20 protein-coding genes are annotated in these 18,067 nt (G+C 62.4%); 7 read left to right on the top strand and 13 right to left on the bottom strand.

Annotation, left to right across the window (positions count from 1 at the left end; translation table 11 throughout):
- The first annotated feature begins 146 nt into the window (after positions 1 to 146).
- Positions 147 to 626 carry a 2,4'-dihydroxyacetophenone dioxygenase family protein gene (locus BG61_RS07035; RefSeq protein ID WP_035930762.1) on the top strand — a complete coding sequence of 160 codons (480 nt, stop codon included), beginning with the start codon at positions 147 to 149 and terminating at the stop codon, positions 624 to 626.
- Between the two features lie 183 nt (positions 627 to 809).
- Here BG61_RS07035 and BG61_RS07030 read toward each other — a convergent pair whose 3' ends face one another.
- From BG61_RS07030 to BG61_RS07015, 5 genes are all read right to left on the bottom strand, one after another.
- Positions 810 to 1,619, bottom strand: a complete 810-nt coding sequence (locus tag BG61_RS07030) for an acetoacetate decarboxylase (RefSeq protein WP_035930764.1) — start codon at positions 1,617 to 1,619, stop codon at positions 810 to 812.
- A 171-nt stretch (positions 1,620 to 1,790) separates the two neighbouring features.
- A complete protein-coding gene (locus BG61_RS41790; RefSeq protein ID WP_161783664.1) occupies positions 1,791 to 3,035 on the bottom strand; it encodes a phthiocerol/phthiodiolone dimycocerosyl transferase family protein in 1,245 nt (414 codons plus the stop codon).
- Positions 3,036 to 3,257: 222 nt separating this feature from the next.
- Complete coding sequence (locus tag BG61_RS07025) at positions 3,258 to 4,016, bottom strand: SDR family NAD(P)-dependent oxidoreductase (RefSeq protein WP_035930767.1); 759 nt, start codon at positions 4,014 to 4,016, stop codon at positions 3,258 to 3,260.
- Positions 4,017 to 4,115: 99 nt separating this feature from the next.
- Positions 4,116 to 4,643, bottom strand: coding sequence for a carboxymuconolactone decarboxylase family protein (locus tag BG61_RS07020; RefSeq protein ID WP_035930769.1), 528 nt, complete (start codon positions 4,641 to 4,643; stop codon positions 4,116 to 4,118).
- Positions 4,643 to 5,494 carry a hypothetical protein gene (locus BG61_RS07015; RefSeq protein ID WP_035930772.1) on the bottom strand — a complete coding sequence of 284 codons (852 nt, stop codon included), beginning with the start codon at positions 5,492 to 5,494 and terminating at the stop codon, positions 4,643 to 4,645. The genes BG61_RS07020 and BG61_RS07015 overlap by 1 nt, the downstream gene beginning before the upstream one ends.
- Positions 5,495 to 6,053: 559 nt before the next feature.
- Here BG61_RS07015 and BG61_RS07010 point away from each other — a divergent pair.
- Complete coding sequence (locus BG61_RS07010) at positions 6,054 to 6,926, top strand: hypothetical protein (protein ID WP_035930774.1); 873 nt, start codon at positions 6,054 to 6,056, stop codon at positions 6,924 to 6,926.
- A gap of 34 nt (positions 6,927 to 6,960) precedes the next feature.
- Here the strand turns inward: BG61_RS07010 and BG61_RS07005 are convergent, their stop codons facing one another.
- The 5 genes from BG61_RS07005 to BG61_RS39905 form a co-directional block, all read right to left on the bottom strand.
- Entirely contained in the window at positions 6,961 to 7,716 is a 756-nt protein-coding gene (locus tag BG61_RS07005; protein ID WP_035930776.1) for an SDR family oxidoreductase, read from the bottom strand.
- A gap of 307 nt (positions 7,717 to 8,023) precedes the next feature.
- Positions 8,024 to 9,412, bottom strand: a complete 1,389-nt coding sequence (locus tag BG61_RS07000) for a sigma-54 dependent transcriptional regulator (RefSeq protein ID WP_051672344.1) — start codon at positions 9,410 to 9,412, stop codon at positions 8,024 to 8,026.
- Positions 9,412 to 9,570: a hypothetical protein gene (locus BG61_RS42715; RefSeq protein WP_161783663.1), complete on the bottom strand. Its 159-nt coding sequence runs from the start codon at positions 9,568 to 9,570 to the stop codon at positions 9,412 to 9,414. The genes BG61_RS07000 and BG61_RS42715 overlap by 1 nt, the downstream gene beginning before the upstream one ends.
- A gap of 174 nt (positions 9,571 to 9,744) precedes the next feature.
- Complete coding sequence (gene phaP / locus BG61_RS06995; RefSeq protein WP_035930779.1) at positions 9,745 to 10,290, bottom strand: TIGR01841 family phasin; 546 nt, start codon at positions 10,288 to 10,290, stop codon at positions 9,745 to 9,747.
- Between the two features lie 175 nt (positions 10,291 to 10,465).
- Complete coding sequence (locus BG61_RS39905) at positions 10,466 to 10,708, bottom strand: hypothetical protein (RefSeq protein WP_075584124.1); 243 nt, start codon at positions 10,706 to 10,708, stop codon at positions 10,466 to 10,468.
- 295 nt (positions 10,709 to 11,003) lie between these two features.
- On the opposite strand from BG61_RS39905, the gene BG61_RS39175 reads away from it, so the two are divergent.
- Both BG61_RS39175 and BG61_RS06980 read left to right on the top strand, forming a co-directional pair.
- Entirely contained in the window at positions 11,004 to 12,302 is a 1,299-nt protein-coding gene (locus BG61_RS39175) for an MEDS domain-containing protein (RefSeq protein WP_051672340.1), read from the top strand.
- Positions 12,292 to 12,933, top strand: a complete 642-nt coding sequence (locus BG61_RS06980; RefSeq protein ID WP_035930784.1) for a response regulator — start codon at positions 12,292 to 12,294, stop codon at positions 12,931 to 12,933. Before BG61_RS39175 ends, BG61_RS06980 begins: the two co-directional genes overlap by 11 nt.
- A gap of 46 nt (positions 12,934 to 12,979) precedes the next feature.
- Here the strand turns inward: BG61_RS06980 and uraD are convergent, their stop codons facing one another.
- Together uraD and BG61_RS06970 are read right to left on the bottom strand one after the other, a co-directional pair.
- A complete protein-coding gene (gene uraD, locus BG61_RS06975; protein WP_051672339.1) occupies positions 12,980 to 13,531 on the bottom strand; it encodes a 2-oxo-4-hydroxy-4-carboxy-5-ureidoimidazoline decarboxylase in 552 nt (183 codons plus the stop codon).
- A 142-nt stretch (positions 13,532 to 13,673) separates the two neighbouring features.
- Positions 13,674 to 14,621, bottom strand: a complete 948-nt coding sequence (locus BG61_RS06970) for a LysR family transcriptional regulator (protein WP_035930786.1) — start codon at positions 14,619 to 14,621, stop codon at positions 13,674 to 13,676.
- A 398-nt stretch (positions 14,622 to 15,019) separates the two neighbouring features.
- Here BG61_RS06970 and BG61_RS06965 point away from each other — a divergent pair, with 398 nt between their 5' ends.
- From BG61_RS06965 to uraH, 3 genes are read left to right on the top strand one after another with little or no spacing between them, the layout of a single operon-like run.
- The gene (locus tag BG61_RS06965) at positions 15,020 to 16,384 is read left to right on the top strand and encodes an MFS transporter (RefSeq protein ID WP_035930789.1); all 1,365 of its coding nucleotides are present in this window, start codon (positions 15,020 to 15,022) and stop codon (positions 16,382 to 16,384) included.
- Between the two features lies 1 nt (position 16,385).
- Entirely contained in the window at positions 16,386 to 16,922 is a 537-nt protein-coding gene (locus tag BG61_RS06960) for a hydroxyisourate hydrolase (protein ID WP_035930791.1), read from the top strand.
- A gap of 27 nt (positions 16,923 to 16,949) precedes the next feature.
- The gene (gene uraH, locus BG61_RS06955; protein WP_035930795.1) at positions 16,950 to 17,288 is read left to right on the top strand and encodes a hydroxyisourate hydrolase; all 339 of its coding nucleotides are present in this window, start codon (positions 16,950 to 16,952) and stop codon (positions 17,286 to 17,288) included.
- Between the two features lie 152 nt (positions 17,289 to 17,440).
- Here uraH and BG61_RS06950 read toward each other — a convergent pair whose 3' ends face one another.
- A complete protein-coding gene (locus BG61_RS06950) occupies positions 17,441 to 17,731 on the bottom strand; it encodes a DUF4148 domain-containing protein (RefSeq protein WP_035930797.1) in 291 nt (96 codons plus the stop codon).
- Positions 17,732 to 18,067 lie beyond the last annotated feature (336 nt).

The following is an 18,067-nucleotide window of genomic DNA, read 5'->3' as shown; positions in this document are numbered from 1 at the left end:
CCAAGAAAGATGCTGCGCGCCACCCTCGCGGGCACGCCGCTGGCCTGAACGAACGGTTCGCTCCGACAAAGCCAGGGTCGCCCGCCTGTCTCTGACGGGCGGCCAGCCACCCGTTTGCGACCGCCACCACACCATTGGACACAGATATGCTTTACGAACAGGTCGACACCTCACTCGTCGATGGAGAATCGCTGCCGTGGGTACCGTTCACGCCCTATGCAGAAAACGTCCTGCTGAAGTACTTCAAGCTCGACCCGATCCGGGGTGAATGGATCGTGCTGATGAAGTCACCGATCGACATGCAACTGCCCAGGCACCACCACACCGGTACGGTCATGGTCTACACGATCGAAGGCAAGTGGAAATACAAGGAGCACGACTGGATTGCCGGCCCCGGCAGTGTCGTGTATGAGACCGCCGCGTCCGCCCACACGCCTGAAGTCGTCAGCACGGGTAGCGGGGACGGATATGTGGTCACACTGGTTCAGGTGACCGGCGATCTCCTTTTCCTCGACGGGAACGACAACATCGTCGCGCTGGAAAACTGGAAGTCCGGGCTGCAGCGCTATCTTGCCTACTGCGAGCAACATGGCATCAAGCCGAAAGACCTCACGGCATTCAACTGATCCGCATTCGTGGCGAACACCCGGCCTACCTCAGGCGTTTGCCTCCCCGTTACGATCCCGTATGGCCATTGGCGGCTTTGCCTACGCTACGAACGCGCCAATGTTCGTGCGACGGGAAATACAGCGACCGGTTCTCTTCAGGCTTGCGACATGGCACAGTTCCCGGCAACACACGAAACCTGATTACGCCAGGACCGACGCTTCTTCCACGCCTTCGCGCGCAACGTGCACCGCCGCCTGCGGCGTCGAATCTGCAAGATAATCGTGTACGACGCGGCCGAAACCCAACGTGAGATCCGCGATGATGTGAGTGCCCGATACGATATCGAGCACCGGCAGATCCTTGACCGGCGCGAGCGCATGCGAGAACAACTCGAGGCCGACCGGGCCGCTCCATGCGCCTTTGATCTGCACGTCCTCGCAGTGGTATTCGACGAGTTCGAGAATGCGCAGGCTGCCATCGACATGCGGAATGATCTTCAGCAGAAAACCCGGCGCTTCGAGCGTTGCTTTCGCGGCCGAGGCATCGAACGGTTCGAACTTGTAACCCATTGTCGCCGTCGCGACCAGCATTTTGCCGTAGCGGAGTTCGCCGACAATCGTGTCGCTATCCACCGTCAACGAAGGATGACCCATCTTCTTCGGAAAGCCCCAGATCTCGCGGCCGCCTGCGGTTGGAGCATGATCGTCGAGATACATCGCGTGAACGTAAGCACCGCGGCGCCCCCGAAACGTGACGGGAATCACTTGACCGGATTCCGTGTAATCGCCGAAACCTGCCGAATCGGGCATCCGGATAAATTCGTATTTGACGAGCGGATTTTCCATATCGACCTCGAGCGGCTCGGGCACGAGTTCACGCAATTTCTCCGGGTCGGTTCGATAGGTGACTATCAGAAACTCGCGGTCGACGAACCGATACGGGCCCTTTGAATAGGTCGGGCTCGTTAGCGGAATGGAATGTGCACGTTTTTTTACATCGTTGATGTTCATGGTCAGCCCTTTTAGTCCAATAGAAATTTCGCTTTCCAATTCGAAACGATAGAACCCCGGTTCGTATGGGCAGTAGGCCCACGCCGACTTCGGCGAGACAGAATAGTCGAGTTGCCTTCAGGTGAAAGGCACCGAATGCGAACTCGTGGTTCGATCGCGTGTTTTATTGATTCACTGGAATGCGCTGGAGCGATTGCGTTTCGCCTCGCCTTCGAAAGACGACAGCAGTATCTGTTCGCCTGTCTGTAGTAATGACGGACATGACGCAAAGCTTGTATATAGCAAGTGAATTGAGTCATGCAGCGTCGTTACCCCAATCGTGTGCTCTCCTTCGGTCCCAAAGAGAATACTCGGCCCCCACAGTTCCTCAAGAGTTAGCGTGCCATAGTCTGTTCGAAAGGGAAGCACCCCCAGATTGCTTACCACGACATCACTCGAACATTCCTGGCTTTCGAAAGCTGCTATGCTTTGAACGGTTGCATCGGCCACAATACTCTTAAAAGCTCTGAAAACACCCGCAATCACCGGGGCCGATTTATACGGCGCAATGTCTTGCGTGATTTTTCTTGCCAGGTCCCAAAAATGTGGGCCGCTACTCAGGTCATAGGAGAAAGCCGGAAATAGAACGCAAAAGCCAAGCTCGTAATCCATATTGAGCGCCTGGCGGGTATCGATCGCAGACAAGACTCGAGCCGGTCGCGTGCCCCATGCTGCGAGCCGGTACGTCGCCAACGAGAAAGCTGCGGTAATCGCGCCATGAACGGTAGTTTCTTCATCCCGGGCGCGTGTCCGTAATTTCCTCGAGAGTTCGCCAGGCAATCGAAGACTGCGGATTCTAAAGTGCTTCGGCGACCGATCAACGTATGCGACCTCCCGATCGATCGAACCCGTCGATGGGATATCCGCGGGCAAGACTCCGAGGGAATCACAGATTTCCTCGTGAGGCGGCCGCATAGGAAGTATTGGAAGCTCCTTCCCCGATAATGCTTCCAATATATCGCGAATCAAATGCGCCGCTGATCGTCCATCTGCAATTGAGTGGTTTAATGTTACGATCACGTTACTGACGTCTTGTCCGTACAGGAGTACCACTCTCACAAGGGGTACATCGCCTATCCCAAATGGAATGGAATATTCCCTTTCAAGTTCCTGCTCCCAAGTTCGCCCGGATTCACTCCGGACTACGCGGAAAGGAATGGATATCCGATTGTCTTCGTAAAAATGCAGCGTTCCGTCAGGGGTTTTCTTTACACCTGCCCGCAGCAGAGGGTGCCGTAATTGCACCGCATTAATTGCCGCGCGCCACGAATCTATCGTGGCGTATCCGCGAATCTGTGCTGATACCGAAAAATGCTTTGGGGATACTTGGTCGCTTATCCATGCATACTGCTCGAGCGACGACAATGGGCGCAACATGTTCTTATCCTGATTACCAGATATTGGCTTCATTAATCTCGGCGACCAACCTTCAGACCTATCCGGCACCGCTTCACGCTCAGGCGGCATCTGCTGCGCGCTTCAGTCGATCGAAAATAATTCGCGGTGCGTTTAGTCGACCGGAATCGCTTCGAGCCTTTCTGAGCGATATTCTTTCCGGCTGCCTTTACGCCTCAGTCGCTATAAGAGACGCTCGCGGTATTAGCCGACGCTGTAGCCCCCGTCGACCGGTAGCGCGGCGCCGGTGATGAACGACGACGCGTCGCTCGCGAGAAACAGCGTAGCCCGGGCCGAATCGCCCGGCTCACCCAATCGGCCCAGCGGGTGCCGTTCGATGAATGCTTCCCGCAGTGACGAACCTGCAAACCATGTATCGGTCATTTCAGAGGTGGATGCGCCGGGGCATACCGCATTTACCCTGATCTTTTGCGGCGCATACTCAAGCGCTGCTGCCTTTGTCAAACCCAGCACGCCGTGCTTGGACGCATGGTAGGCGGCAATGCCTAGCGGCGACCCCACGAGCCCGCCCACGGAAGACATGTTGATGATCGAACCACCTCCGGCCTTCAGCATTGCAGGGATCACATATTTCATCGACAAGAAGACGCCCTTGAGATTGACGTCCAGAACATGGTCCCATTCGGCTTCGTCAACTTCCGCCACGGTCTTGCCGAACGCCAGAACGCCTGCGTTATTGAAGGCAACATCGATTTTGCCGAACGTCTGTACCGCCAGCTCGACGGCGTTTGCGCAGTCTTCTGCCCTCGTCACGTCGGTCCGCACGAAGATGGCCTCACCGCCCGCCGAACGAATGTCTGAGACCACCTGTTCCCCTTCCGCCTCGCGCCGGGCCGCTACCACGACCTTCGCCCCTTCGCGCGCGAAGAGGTGCGCCGTCTCCTTGCCGATGCCGGCGTTGCCGCCCGTGACCAGGGCGACCTTACCGCAAAGCTGGTTCATCCATGAACTCCGAAATAGACTTCAGATCGCGTCGATGACGCGCTCCGGCCGGAAAGGCCCGGTCGGTATCGACGTGTTGCTGACTACGTACGACGCCACCTACCGTGTCATGAGCACATCGCACGGAGCGTCGTCTAGCGGGACGCCGAGCGTCTCCAGGAACCGCGCGGTCATCATGTAGAAGCCGGTAAGGAGCGCAGCGTCAGCCAGCGCGCCTTCGGAAAAGTAGGTTCGAGACCGATCGAAGGTTCGTGTCGACACGCGAACATCACGGACGCACTCGTCGACGAACGCAAGCAGCGCACGCGCCGCATCGTCCAATGCACCGCCAGCTTCTCCCTCGATCGCCCGGATGTCCGCGTCGGACCAGCCAGCCTGACGCGCGGGCGGCAGATGTTGCATGCGCTCGTAGGCGCTGCTGCTCAATGCAGCGACACGAAGGATCACGAGTTCGTAATGCCTGGGCTCGAGACTGGTAGCCCGCAGTGCGAAACCCAGCTCGAGATAGCCGCGCGCGCAGCCACTCGTGCCAAGCAGGGCGCGGGTGAGGTTGGACGGAAAGCGGTCGTATTGGGTCCGCTCGGCGCTATTCAGGGCCGAGACCTCAGGCAGTTCGATGCGGGCCATCAGATATAGACCTCGAATTCGATCACCGCAGCCACCAGTTCTTCGTGCCGTGCCTCAGCGCGGAACACGTACCGGGAGAGGAGCTTCGAGGCGGACGTACAGGTCACGTGAAACGACACTCGCTCCGCAGCCGAGATTAACCGCAGCGCATCGATGTCCATGCGCGCCACCGTGAACTGTACTTTCCGCTCCAGCATGTGGTCCAGTAAGCGCGCGGCCACGCGGGAGACGGTCTCACAATAGAGCGACGCGGGCCATGCCGGATATTCCAGGAAGTGACCGGCGAACCGGCTGTACGGCAGCGGCTGGCTGCGCGCGACCAGGGTTCCCTCCTGAGGGATGTCGAAGTCGAGATCGATCGGCTCCCGGTAGGGGGATTCGCGTGGCGTTGCGACCGGTGCGGTACGGTAGTGCCGGAACGTGCGTGCGAAAACTGGCGAGGGCAACGCCTGATATTCGCAGTGGAAATGCGCAAGATACTGGCCTCGCATGACCGTCGAATGCGCCACGAGTGATTTGCGGTCCTGGAACAGAACTTCCGAGACAGCGTGGAAGTCTCCATCTGCATCATCGGGCAACGCATTGCGCACGACCTTCAGGCGCCCTTTGGTGCCCAAATAGTAGGTGGCTGTCGTCGCATCCTCGATCACTGCAGCACAGGACCCCAGGGTCGCGAGATGGCGGATGAGCTCTGCCGCACTGACCGGGCCCACTTCGTGCCCCGTCTGATGCTCCGCGCGAAACGACCCGCGAACGGAGCGCGCATCCTGATGCTGAAGGTCAACGAAGGCGAAGTAAGGCGGATAGAGAGCAATCCGGTCGCAGATATCTGTTGTAGCGAGGGCATGCATAGCGTCAGGGGCCGTTGGACCTTATCGAAGGACAGAAAATGCTGGGACGGGTGACGCGCAAACGTTTGCGCATGAGCCGCGTTGCTTTTTTCGTATTGGGAGAGCGACCAAACAGCTCGTTTGGACGCCCTCTTTTCTATTTGAGACAGAACATACCCATTTCATATGACAAATATGCGAATGCCGAAACGACATGCAGATGCCCCCAGGAAGTCGGCCTTGCCGCGGACGAAGACAGGAAAAACGATGGGACCCGGTTGAGGAACTGCAATCCATGAAATCGTGCCTCCTCAATGTCCGCGTGGTAGACGGACTTCATCCATGTCTACCGCGTCAAGGAAAGCGCGAAAGGCCGGCAAGCACGCATGAATGACGCATGTGACCGGTATTCCTTTCAGAAACGTCGTCCGGGGAACGACAGCGCATGGGTCCGGCAAACACGGCCCATGCCATGCGCCCGATTTGACAATTTCATGCGCCTTTGGCTACCTTGGAAACGTCCACCGGGCGACTCTTGCTCGTCCGCCACTGATTAAACGCAACCAGACTACCGACCATCGTGCGCCCCATCCAGATCCTGCTTCAAACGACCATCCCGCCTGTCGCCGACGACTGGTCGATTGCGCGGTTCAGCCGCCTGACAGAACTCCTGCGGGCACATCGAGATCCAGACGGACGCGCGACGTTCAACGTCGTTGCGCGGGACCGCGACCCGCTCGGGCAGCCAGACTCGATTCTTTCCCGTCTCGATGAAAGCGGATTCGACCAGTTGTGGCTGTTTGCGGTTGACGAAGGAGACGGCCTGACCCCCGAGGACTGCGCGGGAATCACGCGATTCCGACTGGCGGGTCGCGGCCTCTTCGTGACCAGGGATCACATGGATCTGGGCTGCTCGCTGTGCAGCCTGGGCGGCGTGGGAAAGGCACACCACTTTCACACCCGCAACCTGGACCCCGACCAGTCCCGGCGTGTGACCGACGACCCGTACACGCCGCAGATTTCCTGGCCCAATTTTCACTCGGGCGCGAACGGAGACTTTCAGGAAGTCACGATCGTCGCGCCCATCCATCCGGTGCTGGCGGACCCTGACTCTCCCACCGGCGCGATCCGGTTCCTGCCGGCGCATCCGCACGAGGGCGCCGTCGGCGCACCCGCAGATGAACCAGCCCGCGTGATCGCACGAGGCAAAAGCAAGGTGACGGAAAAGCGTTTCAATCTCGCGGTCGCTTTCGAGCCCTCGGTCCGGGGCGGCCCCGCAGTCGCCCAGAGCACCTTTCACCATTTGGCCGACTACAACTGGGACACGCGACTTGGCTGTCCGAGCTTCGTGACCGAACTTCCCGGTAACGGGATGCAGACCGAGCCGCAAGCGCTGCGCGACACCCGCCGCTACGCTGTCAACGTCGCGCTGTGGCTGGCCGGCGCGATCTGACGAAGCGTCATTCCTCCGGCTGCCTCGTGCGGGATCAGGCCCCTGCCTTTGAGCGCCGCAGCCATTCGTCGATACCGATGCGGCCGTGGCGCGCCTCGCCCAGGGGCACGAGCGAATGCTCCTCGACCAGGCCGCCGAAGTATCGGGCCTGAGGATCTCTCACGACCTCGCGCGGGTCGCCGATCGCCTTCAGATAGCGGGCGATGATTTCGTTGAACGGCGCCCGTTCCGGGCCCGCGATCTCGACGATGCCGTTTGCCGGCGCCGCGAGCGCCACATCGGCAACGATGGCGGCGACGTCATCCGCGGCGATGGGCTGGAACAGGCCGGGCGAAACCCTGAGCGTGTTTCCATCCGCACTCGAAGCGGCGATGCCGCCGAGGAATTCCAGGAACTGGGTCGAGCGGATGATGGTGTACGGGATGCCGGAGGCCTCGATCAGTTTCTCCTGGGCGACCTTGGCGCGGAAATAGCCGTTTTCGGGTGTCCGGTCGATTCCAACGATGGACAGCGCGACATGGTGCCCGACGCCCGTTGCGGCCTCCGCCGCGTGCAGGTTGCGGCCCGAGGTCTCGAAGAATTCCAGCACCGCCTTGTCTTCGAATGAGGGCGAATTGGCGAGATCGACCACCACCTGCGCGCCGGTGAGCGCCTCCTTGAGTCCCTCGCCGGTGATGGTGTTGACCCCGCTCTTGGGCGAGGCGGCGACGACCTCGTGGCCGGCCTGCCGCAGAATCGGGAGGGCCTTCGAGCCGATCAGGCCGGTGCCGCCGATAACGACGATCTTCATGATTCACCCCCTCAATTGTCGAGTCGACCACAGGAGACGCTTAAATGGGATCGGATGCAGGCGATGAAAATTCCTGTCCTCCTAAGGTCTAGCACGATCCGCCAAAAAATCAATGACGAGGTCCGTCAGAGTTACCGTCATCGGCCACGGCTCCGGCACTTCCGCCCTGCACCCAAAAGTCCTCGACCCGGCGCGAAAACGCGCCCGGTTTTGACATTGGAATATCGATGGCGGGGGTGTCAGCGCTTATATGTTTCTTCCGCTTCCGCGCTGTCGCGGCGCGCTTTGCGCGTGCAGTGCATTCGGATCATCGAGCGAAGGCCCGTCGCTCCCTTTCCAGCTCCTGCGCGAGGTCCGCGCTCGCGTCGCCGCGATGGATGCCGTGCGCATGCATGAGACGCATCAACGTCGCGCGTGAGACGTTCAAATCGTGCGCGATATCGCTCAGTCTGCCGCGATTGCGCAGCATCGCCAGCTCGAGCGCCTGTCGTTCGGCGATGACGCGCGCCTGCGCGATCGAGACTGGCGCGAGCGTGACATAGTCGCCGAGTTCGAGATCGTTCGCCGTGATCTGGCCGCCTTCGGACAGCACGATCGCGCGCCGGATCCGGTTGATGAGTTCCCGCACATTGCCTGGCCAGCCATAGTTGTGCATTGCGGCGATTGCGTCGGGCGAGAAGCCGCGCAATCGCCGTCCTGCTTCCTTCCTGAAGCGATCGAGCGTGTACTGCGCGAGCAGTTCGATATCCTTGCCTCTTGCCCTGAGCGGCGGCTCCTCTATGTGCAGAACGCCGAGCCGGTAGTAGAGATCCGGCCTGAAGCGCCCTTCCCTCATGGCTCCCGCCATGTCGACGTGGGTCGCCGATATGATGCGCACGTCGACTGCGATCGAGGTCTGGCCCCCTAGCCTCTCTATTCTGGCTTCCTGCAGAAAGCGCAACAGGCTTGCCTGGCTTTCGAGCGGCAGGTCGCCAATTTCATCGAGGAGCAGCGTGCCTCCATTGGCGGCTTCGATCGTTCCGATCTTGCGCCGGTGCGCGCCCGTGAATGCGCCCTTTTCGTAGCCGAACAGCTCGGACTGAAGCAGCGGCGCGGGAATCGCTCCGCAGTTGACGGCGACGAACGGCTTGTGACGGCGCGCGGAACGGGCATGGATGGCGAGAGCCGTCAGCTCCTTGCCTGTGCCCGACTCCCCGGCAATGAAGACGGACACGTCGCTGGCTGCCACCTTGCCGATCAGCCGATAGAGCGTGCGCATCGCGTCGCACGCGCCGACCATCCCGGTTTCCGGCCGGCCCTCGCGCTCTTCCTCGGGCACCTCGTTGAGCACGGCCATCCCGTAGGCGTGGCCGATCGAGTCGACGATCCGCTCGTCGCTTGCCGGGACGGTCACGTAATCGAAACAGCAGTCGCGAATCAGCTGGCGCACCGACGCGTTCCTGCGCTGCGCGGCGTCGATCAGCGCCACCCAGCCGACATTGATGAGCGCGAGAGAAGGGGCGAGCGCCGCGAGTTCGTGCGGATCGAAGCCACTGGACAGATCGAGCAGGCCGCCCATCGCGACGTCGCGGCGAAGCGAGCGGCGAACCTCGTTCGCGCCGGCGACCACTTCGACATGCCAGCCCCGCGCTGCGAGTCGCGAACGAAGCGACTCGCTCGGGTTGCGGCTCGCGTAGACGAGCTTGCGCGCGCGCATCAACGTCGGGACCGGCTTGTGTCCCACCAGCACACATGTTTCAGGCGCTGCGTCAGGTGGCGGCGCCGGTGCTCGCGTATGCAGTGGCCGATCACCATCAGCGCCGCGATCAGCAAAGTGGACGATCCAACGACGATTGCGACTAGCGATTCGTTCATCCGGGTAGCTCCAATGGGAAAAGGCGCAAGGCGCATTCGAAAACATGCGCACCGGTGATGGAGATGTTCGCGGGTGACGCGCAGCCCGCGCCGGGAAGACGAAGCTCCGGCGCACGGCCTCCTGCCCAAGCTTTTTGCGAGGCGCCGCCGTTCCGCGGCGCCTCGCCTGCCGACCTACAACGCTTTTTGATCCGCGCGGGCAGCGGCTTTCGAGCCGACGGCCGTCACCACCTTGAAGTTGCTTGCCGCCAGTTCGGCCGTCTGTTGCGCGCTTCGCCGCAGCGATTCGGACCACGTGTTCGACGAGGTGATCGCGGATTTCCACGCCGCGGTCAGTGCTTCGGAGCCCGCCGGAGCGCTCCTGACCAGTTCGTCGACGAGCGTTCGCACGCGCCGGTTCTGCTCTTCGTAACGCGCCTGCCCGGCCGTGAGGCATTCAGCCTGAGCGGAGGACGCGATGTCCATGAATTGACGGGCGTACGACTGGGCCTGTTCGGCAAAGGCCGCAAGCAAGCTCGCCTGAAGCGCGGACCAGTCCTGCGGCTCCTTTGCCGACAGCACTTTTGCGGTGTTGTCCGCGGTCTGGGCAAGCGTCGACCTTGCTGTCTGAAGATTCAGCTCGACCAGTCTTTCGATACCTTCGAAGAATTTCATGGCCACGCCGAAGGCGCTGTTGGCGCTCGCCTTCTGCGCGGCAAGGAACTGCTCGGGACTTGACATGGCGGAACTCCTGCAAATTGGGTTCGATGCGCCGTCTGCCGCCCGCATCCAACGTTCACGGGCACGCGAGGCTACGCAGCGTCAGCGTACGAGATCGAAAAAGATGCGCGACTGCCAGTACTTGCTTAATTCACGGGCATCAGCGCGACGGTTCCGCAGTGGCCGTATGAGGAAATCAGAGCTTCGGCTTCGATCTTTTGTGTACGTGAGGCGCGCATGCTCCATTTGCGCGGGCGACGGCCCGGAGGATCGAATCGCCGTCATCGGTGAGATGGGGACGCTCGCGGCCCGAAGCGAGCCTCTCCAGTGCAACGAGCTGACGCTCGACGAGCGTACCGAGCTCGACGCGGTCCGGATCGATCTGATCCCGGCCATCCCGGATCAGCATCAATGTGGCGAATTCATGGGGAGTCAGCATTTTGTCTCGTAGTTATAAGTTCTTTCGCAGGAGGAAGCCGTGTCCTCGTGCGTCGGATTATCGTATTCGCGGCGCTCGGAAGGTGCCGCGCTCGTCGTGCCCCACAAAACGCCAGCAAAGTGAGGCAGACAAATGCTTGTCACGGGAGCTATCTTGACAGAGCGTGCACGCAGCACCATCACGAATCACGGACGAATCTTGTAGGGGAATCCATACATCGGCATGGCAGTATCGTCGCCCGCCGAGCACGGCACCGCTGTTAAACTTGGCGCGAGCAAGGACCCTGGAGCATCCGATGTGCGAACACGCTGTGCAGTTCTACGAAAGTGAATCTTTTCTCTACGAAAAGGTATCCCGCTTCGTTAACACGGCCCTTTGCGCGGGCGAAAGCGCAATCGTCATTGCCGCAAACACGCACCGCGAGGCCATCGCGCGCCGCGTGAACGCGGTCTTTCCTTTTGCGGATTCCGAGTCCCGCTTCATCTCGGTCGATGCCGACGAGACCCTCGCCGGCTTCATGGTCGACGGCTGGCCCGACGCCAGGCGGTTTGCGGATGTCATCGGCACCCTGCTGCGCCGCGCGTCCGCGAACGGTGCCGTGCGCGTGCGCGCCTTCGGCGAAATGGTCGCGCTCTTGTGCGCCGCGGGAAAAATGGAAGCCGCGGTGCGTCTCGAGGAATTGTGGAACGACCTCGCGCGGGACCACGATTTTTCGCTGTTGTGCGCCTATCCGATGGAAGCGTTCCAGGGCGAGCGGGAGTCCCAGGCGTTTCATCGTATCTTTGCCGCGCATTCGCACGTTTGCGCGTCTGAGGAATACGTGAACGGGACCGCCGATTCCGACCAGTTCCATCGCGCGACCGCGCTGTTGCAGCAAAAGGCGAAGGCGCTCGAATACGAGGTTGCGAGGCGCAAGGAGACCGAGTCCGCGCTCAGCAAACTCGCCGCGCATCAGGAACGGATTCGCGAAGACGAGCGCAAGCGCATTGCACGGGAAATCCACGACGAGCTTGGCGGCGTGCTCACCGGCATCAAGGCGTATGTCTCGGTTGCGATCGACCGTGCGAAGGCGGAAGGACGCGCAGTCGATCCGCAACTCGCGGACGCCTCGGATCTCGCGGATACCGCTATCGAAACGGTCCGCAGAGTGATCACGGACCTGCGGCCGAGCGTGCTCGACGAACTGGGCATCTGGGTCGCGCTGGAGTGGTATGCCGGACAGATCGAAAAGCAGACGGGCCTGAGTTGTTCTCTGACGATCGACGCGCCGGTCGCGGCGATGACGGTAACGCCCGAAACGAGCATCGTGTTGTTTCGCATCGTTCAGGAGGCGCTGACCAATGCGATCCGCCACGCGGGGGCATCGAAGATAACGGTGCGCGTGCTGCTCGACGAGCATGCCCTGATCGTCGAAGTCGCGGACGACGGCAAGGGTATCGAAGCTGCGCATGTTTTCAACGGCGTATCGTGGGGCATCGCCGGAATGCAGGAGCGGGCGCGTCATGTGGGTGGCCAGATCAAGGTCACCGGCATTACCGGGTGCGGTACAGCCGTCGTATTCAGATTGCCTCTGGAGAAACTTCATGACCAATGAGGCGATCAGCGTGCTGCTGGTGGATGATCACACCGTCGTGCGCAACGGGGTGCGGCTCATGCTCGGCACCGCGAGCGACATTCAGGTCACCGGCGAGGCCGAGACGGCGCAGGAGGCGCTCGATCTCGTGCAGCACCAGGACTTCAATGTCGCCCTCGTCGATATCGCGCTGCCGGACCGGAGCGGGCTCGACCTGCTCAAGCTGATCCGCGTCAAGAAGCCCGCGCTGCCGGTGCTCATGCTGAGCATGTATTCGGAGGAGATTTATGCGTTGCGTGCGCTCAAGCATGGCGCAGCGGGGTACCTGACCAAGAACAGCCCGACCGCGACGCTCGTCGGCGCGATCCGCAAGGCCGCGGCCGGCGGCAAGTACATCAGTCCCGCGCTTGCGGAGCAGTTTGCATGCAATGTCGGCGGGAGCCCCACGGTGTCGCACGAGGCGCTCTCCGACCGCGAGCTCGAAGTGCTGAAGCTGCTCGTCTCCGGCGACAGCCTGGCGGCGATCGCGAAGACACTTCACCTGAGCCCCAACACCGTGACCACCTACAGGTCACGCATTTGCAACAAGCTGCGCCTGAAGAGCAACGCGGAACTGACACGGTACGCGCTGGAGCAAGGCCTGCTGCTCTGACGGGCCCCGCCGCCGTACGGCAACACGGATCTTCTGTTTTGCCAGGTCAACGACCGACGCTGCTCGTGCTCACCTGGCGAAACGCGTTCAGGCGCACATCCAGCCGCCCGCGCGTGATCGCCGCGATCTGCGCCAGTGCTTCGTCCTGTTCCTGCTGCGTGCTGCGCTCGATGCGGCGCTCGAGCGCGGTGAAGATGCCTTCGCGCGTGTAGTGCCGCACGCAGATGATGAACGGAAAGCCATGCCGCGCGAGGTAGGCCGTGTTCAGGCGTTCGAGCATCGCTTCCTGCCGGGCCGTCATTGCGTCCAGCCCTGCGCTTTTCTGTTCCTCATTTGAATCCGACGTCATCGTGCCCGCGCGGATGTTGGCGCCGGACAAGAGCGGGTGCAGGTTCAGGAAGTCGCGCTGACCGTGCGCATCCAGCTTCCGTATCACGCCCATCATCGCGTCGTGCAGCGCGGCCGCCGACGCAAACGGCCGCTCTGCCCACGCGCCGTGCGCCGCCTGCGGAAAATGCTCGAACACGCTTCCAAACGTAAGTACAAAGGTCGTGTGGTCCAGTTCGTTGACCGGCGCCAGATCGATCGGCTGTGACATGCGCTGCTCTCCCGTAAGGCCCGCCGCGTTGGCAAGGCATCGATGATGAATACGGGCCGAGTATAGAAAGCACGCGCGCAAGCGGCGAGGACCATGGCCCTATAGGCCGCATAACAGAACCCGATAGGGCTATCCGGTGGCGCTATCCGCGGTGCATGTCGCGCAGGTCGCGCAGCTCCTGCGCCGCCGCCGTCAGCATGCCTCGCAGCCAGATGTGCGAGGCCGAGCGGTGGCGCGACGGATGCCAGAGCTGGTAGAAGCGCATGAACGGGAAATCGATCGGCGGATCGAGCACCGCCACCGGCAGATGCTTCGCATGATAGTTGGCAAAGTGGCGGCCGGTCGTCAGGATCAGGTCCGTGCCCGGGATCAGGCTGGGCGCGAGGTTGAAGTAAGGGCAGCTCACGCGGTTGTCGCGGTGTACGCGCATGGTGCTGAGCCCGGTATCCACCACGCCGCGCTGGTCGCGCGAATACGGTGTGGGCACGATATGCGACGCGCTCAGGTACGCCTCCGCCGTGAACTTGCCCGGCTGCACATGGACGCTGTCCTGCGCCACCACACAGACCACCTCGTCTTCCAGCAACACCGACAGATGCAGGTGCTCCGGCGGATTGGGCCAGTTGCCGATGACGATATCGGGCGAGCCTTCCGAGAGGCCCTGCTCGTAGTTGAACGTGGCGCTGAGCGGCACCGCCACCAGGCGCGCACGCGGTGCAGCGCGGCAGAACTCGCGCACGACATGGGCAAAGAAAGGCGGCGCCAGATAGTCGGGCATGCCCACCGTGAAGCTCTGCTCGGTGGTGGCGGGATCGAAACGGTCATCCGACACGAGGAGATTGTCCAGCGCGCTGAGTGCCGCCTGCGCGCTCTGCGCCAGCTGCAGCGCGCGCTCGGTGGGGACCATCACGTTCTTTTCGCGGGTGAGCAGCGGGTCGTTGAAAATGGCGCGCAGCCGCTTGAGCGCGGAGCTGATGGCCGGCTGCGACTGGTTCATGCGAATCGCCGTGCGCGACACGCTGCGCTCGGCAATCAGCGTGCACAGCACCCGCAGCAGGTAGGTATCGAACGGATCATCGGCGCGAATCATGGTGGGTCCTGTGCACGGAAGGCGGCCAGACGCAGCCGGCGCCCGCGTTGCCGTGCGCCGCTGCCTGCCAATGGTGCATTTGTAGCGTGTCGCGCACCACAGGGCAACGCCGTCGAAGCGCGACGCGGCCGGCGGAGATGCCGGCGCGCCGCGTGGCCGGAGCCGCAAGCGCGGGCTAGGGGTAATCCTTAGGGGCTGCGAAACACGCCCCGGGACCCTGCAAACCCGCGCCACACAAGGCTTTTCAACCCATATACATGTTGCTATGGGGCCTATTGGATCCCGCCCCGTTCCCGTTCGGCGAGCCGTTTCTATACTTGCTTCCATCCAAATGCACTGCCGCCGCGCCGCTTTGGCGCCCCGGCCGCGCAATGCAAACCGACAGGAAAGGAGACACCATGTCGATCATCAAGCAGGGCATGCCGGCGTTCGCCGGCGAGGAGGACAGCGCGGAAGCCAGCGTCTATCGCAAGGTTTCGTGGCGCCTCTTGCCGTTCCTCGGCGTGCTGTGGGTGCTTGCCTGGCTGGACCGCGTGAACATCGGCTTCGCCAAGCTGCAGATGCTCGATGCGCTGAAGTTCAGCGAAGCGGTGTACGGTCTGGGCGCGGGCATCTTCTTCCTCGGCTACTTTCTGTTCGAGGTGCCGTCGAACATGCTGCTGCAGAAGATCGGCGCCAAGAAGACCATCATGCGCATCACCATCTGCTGGGGCGTGATCTGCATGCTGCAGACCGTCGTCACGACGCCCACGCAGTTCTACCTGCTGCGCTTCCTGCTGGGCGCGTTCGAGGCGGGTTTCTATCCGGGCGTGATCCTCTATCTCACCTACTGGTATCCGTCGCAACGGCGCGCCAGGGCGTTCGGCACCTTCATGTCGGCATCCGCGATCGCCGGGGTGCTCGGCGGCCCGCTGGCGGGCTGGATCATGACCTCGATGGGCGGCGTGCACGGCATGCACGGCTGGCAGTGGCTGTTCATCCTGGAAGGCATCCCCTCGGTGCTGGCCGGCATCTTCGCGTGGTTCTACATGACCGACAAGCCGGAACAGGCACGCTGGCTCACCGACGACGAAAAGCACGTGGTGCTCGACGCGCTGCGCCGCGACAACGCCGCCATGGGCGAGCGCGGTCATGACTGGCGCTCGCTCTTCACGAACCGCAAGGTGTGGCTGCTGATCGCCATCTTCTTCTGCCTCTTGTGCGCCAACTCCACGCTGACGTTCTGGATCCCGACCATCATCAAGGACCTGGGCGTGAGCGCGCCGATGGCGGTGGGCTGGATCGCGGCGGTAGCCTACCTCTGCGGCGCAGTCGGCATGATCGCGAACGGCGCCCATTCGGACCGCCGCAACGAAGTGCGCTGGCACTTCAGCGGCGCGGCGATCGCGGGCGGCGTGTCGATGCTCGTGCTGGCCGCGCTTCTGGGCGTAGCGGCGCTGCCGCCCGTCATCGCCATGCTGGCCATGACCGCCGCGCTGGTGGGCACGATGAGCGCCATCCCCGTGTTCTGGCAACTGCCCAACCGTTACCTCGCAGGCGGTGCCGCCGCGGTGGGCGTGGCCCTGATCAATTCGGTCTCGAACCTGGCCGGCTTCGGTGCGCCGTACGTGATGGGGCTGATCAAGAACGCCACCGGCCGCGTCACGTCGGGTCTGTACATTGTGGCGGTCATTGAGATCCTGGCCGCGGTGCTGGTGCTCGTCGGCATCCGCAAGCTCGGCCACGAGCGGGACGACAAGCAGGACAACAAGCAGGAGGCCTGACATGAGCGACAAAGACACTCCCCTCACCTTCGACGCCGGCCGCCGCCGGTTTGCCCTCCAGACCATGACGCTGGGCGGCAGTGTCCTCCTGGCCGGCACCGCGCTGGCTGCCGGCGAGCAGGCAGCCCCCGCCCCTGCACCTGCCCCCAACCAGACCACTGGCCCGGTGCAGCAGGACGGCCTCAGCCCGCGCCTGACGATGCACGCGCTCGACACCTGGCACGGCACCCCCGCGGCCGGCATGCGCGTGGACGTTGCCCGCATCGAGGACGGCCAGTCCCGGCATCTGCAGACCGTGACGCTTGCAGCCAGCGGCCGCAGCGAGCCGCCCCTGCTGATCGGCGACGCCTACCGCGCCGGCACCTACGAACTCGTGCTTCATGTGGACGAATACTTCGCCGCCCGCAAGGCGAGCCTTCCGCGGCCGCTGTTCCTGTCGAAGATTCCGCTGCGCTTTCGCGTGACGGACATCACCCAGCGCATCCACCTGCCCGTGCTGTTCGGGCCCTGGAGCTACAACTATTACCGCGGCAGCTGACGAGCGCGCACGATCAGGAGACATACCATGGCCGCAGGCATCACCACCCATGTACTCGATGTATCGCTTGGCAAACCCGCTTCAGGCATGCAGATCGAACTGTTCGACGTGGGCACGCAGCCCCCGACGCTCATCGCCCGCACGCGGACGAACCGCGACGGGCGCACCGACACGCCCATTCTGCCCGCCGCGCAAGCTCGAGCCGGCGACTTCGAATTGCGCTTCTGGGTGGCGGACTACTTTCGCACGCCGGACGTATTTGCCGACGTCGTGCCGGTTCGCTTCACCGTCGCGGATGCGGCACAGCACTATCACGTGCCGCTGTTGTGCTCGCCCTGGAGCTTCGGGACGTATCGGGGAAGTTGAGCGGTCTCGTGCGCCGCGCCCTGGCCAGCGCGGGGAAGGCCGCCGGCTTGCGCCGACGCCTGCGCAGCGACGGCAGCGACCCGCGATGCAGTCTTCATGACAATACCCCTCCCGAGCGGTTGCACGAGATACGAGCGTAGTCCGCGATGGGGCTATTGCACTGCGGTGTGGTTCGCCTCGAGGGCGCTGATCGATGCCGAGCCGTCCCGAGCGCCGCTGTAGGAAGGCGCGCCTTCATGCGCCATCTGGACCTTCGCTTCGGCCGCCTGAAGCGCATTGGGATAATCCGCGTCATGCGTGCTCGGGCGATAGCCCGTCGCTTCCAGTTGCGCCCGTTCGTCGCGCACTTGCGCGCGCGTCACGTTATCGCCCGCCGTCTGCGCAAAGCACGCGAACGGCGCCAGCATCGCGGTCGTCAGAACCGCACACAAAACTTTCTTCACGATTTTCAGCCTCTGTGAACTGATGACGAAAGGCCCGTTACAGGCCTGCTTCGGATCGAATGGAGCCCACTCGAACGCCGTTTCTCACTGAGCGGCGATGAAGGCATTGTGGTTCGGAGAGGCTGGCACAACGCTGACGGGCACGTTACAAGTTTGATAACTCGCGCGATAGCGAACGGGACATGCCGGGGTTGATCGCGTGCGGGTTTGTGGCGATCTCGACAGCGGTGTCGAAATGCGGTCGGACTGACGTTCGATCCTATGGCTGATAGCCGGGCCAAACGCGCTCCGACGTGGGGAGACGATCGGCCGGAACCCGTCGCCCGCTGGAGGGCG

Origin of the sequence: Caballeronia glathei (assembly GCF_000698595.1) — a bacterium.
In the GTDB taxonomy this organism is placed as follows: domain Bacteria; phylum Pseudomonadota; class Gammaproteobacteria; order Burkholderiales; family Burkholderiaceae; genus Caballeronia; species Caballeronia glathei.
Note: the sequence above shows the minus strand (reverse complement) of the source record. Positions and strands in the feature narration are given on the sequence as shown.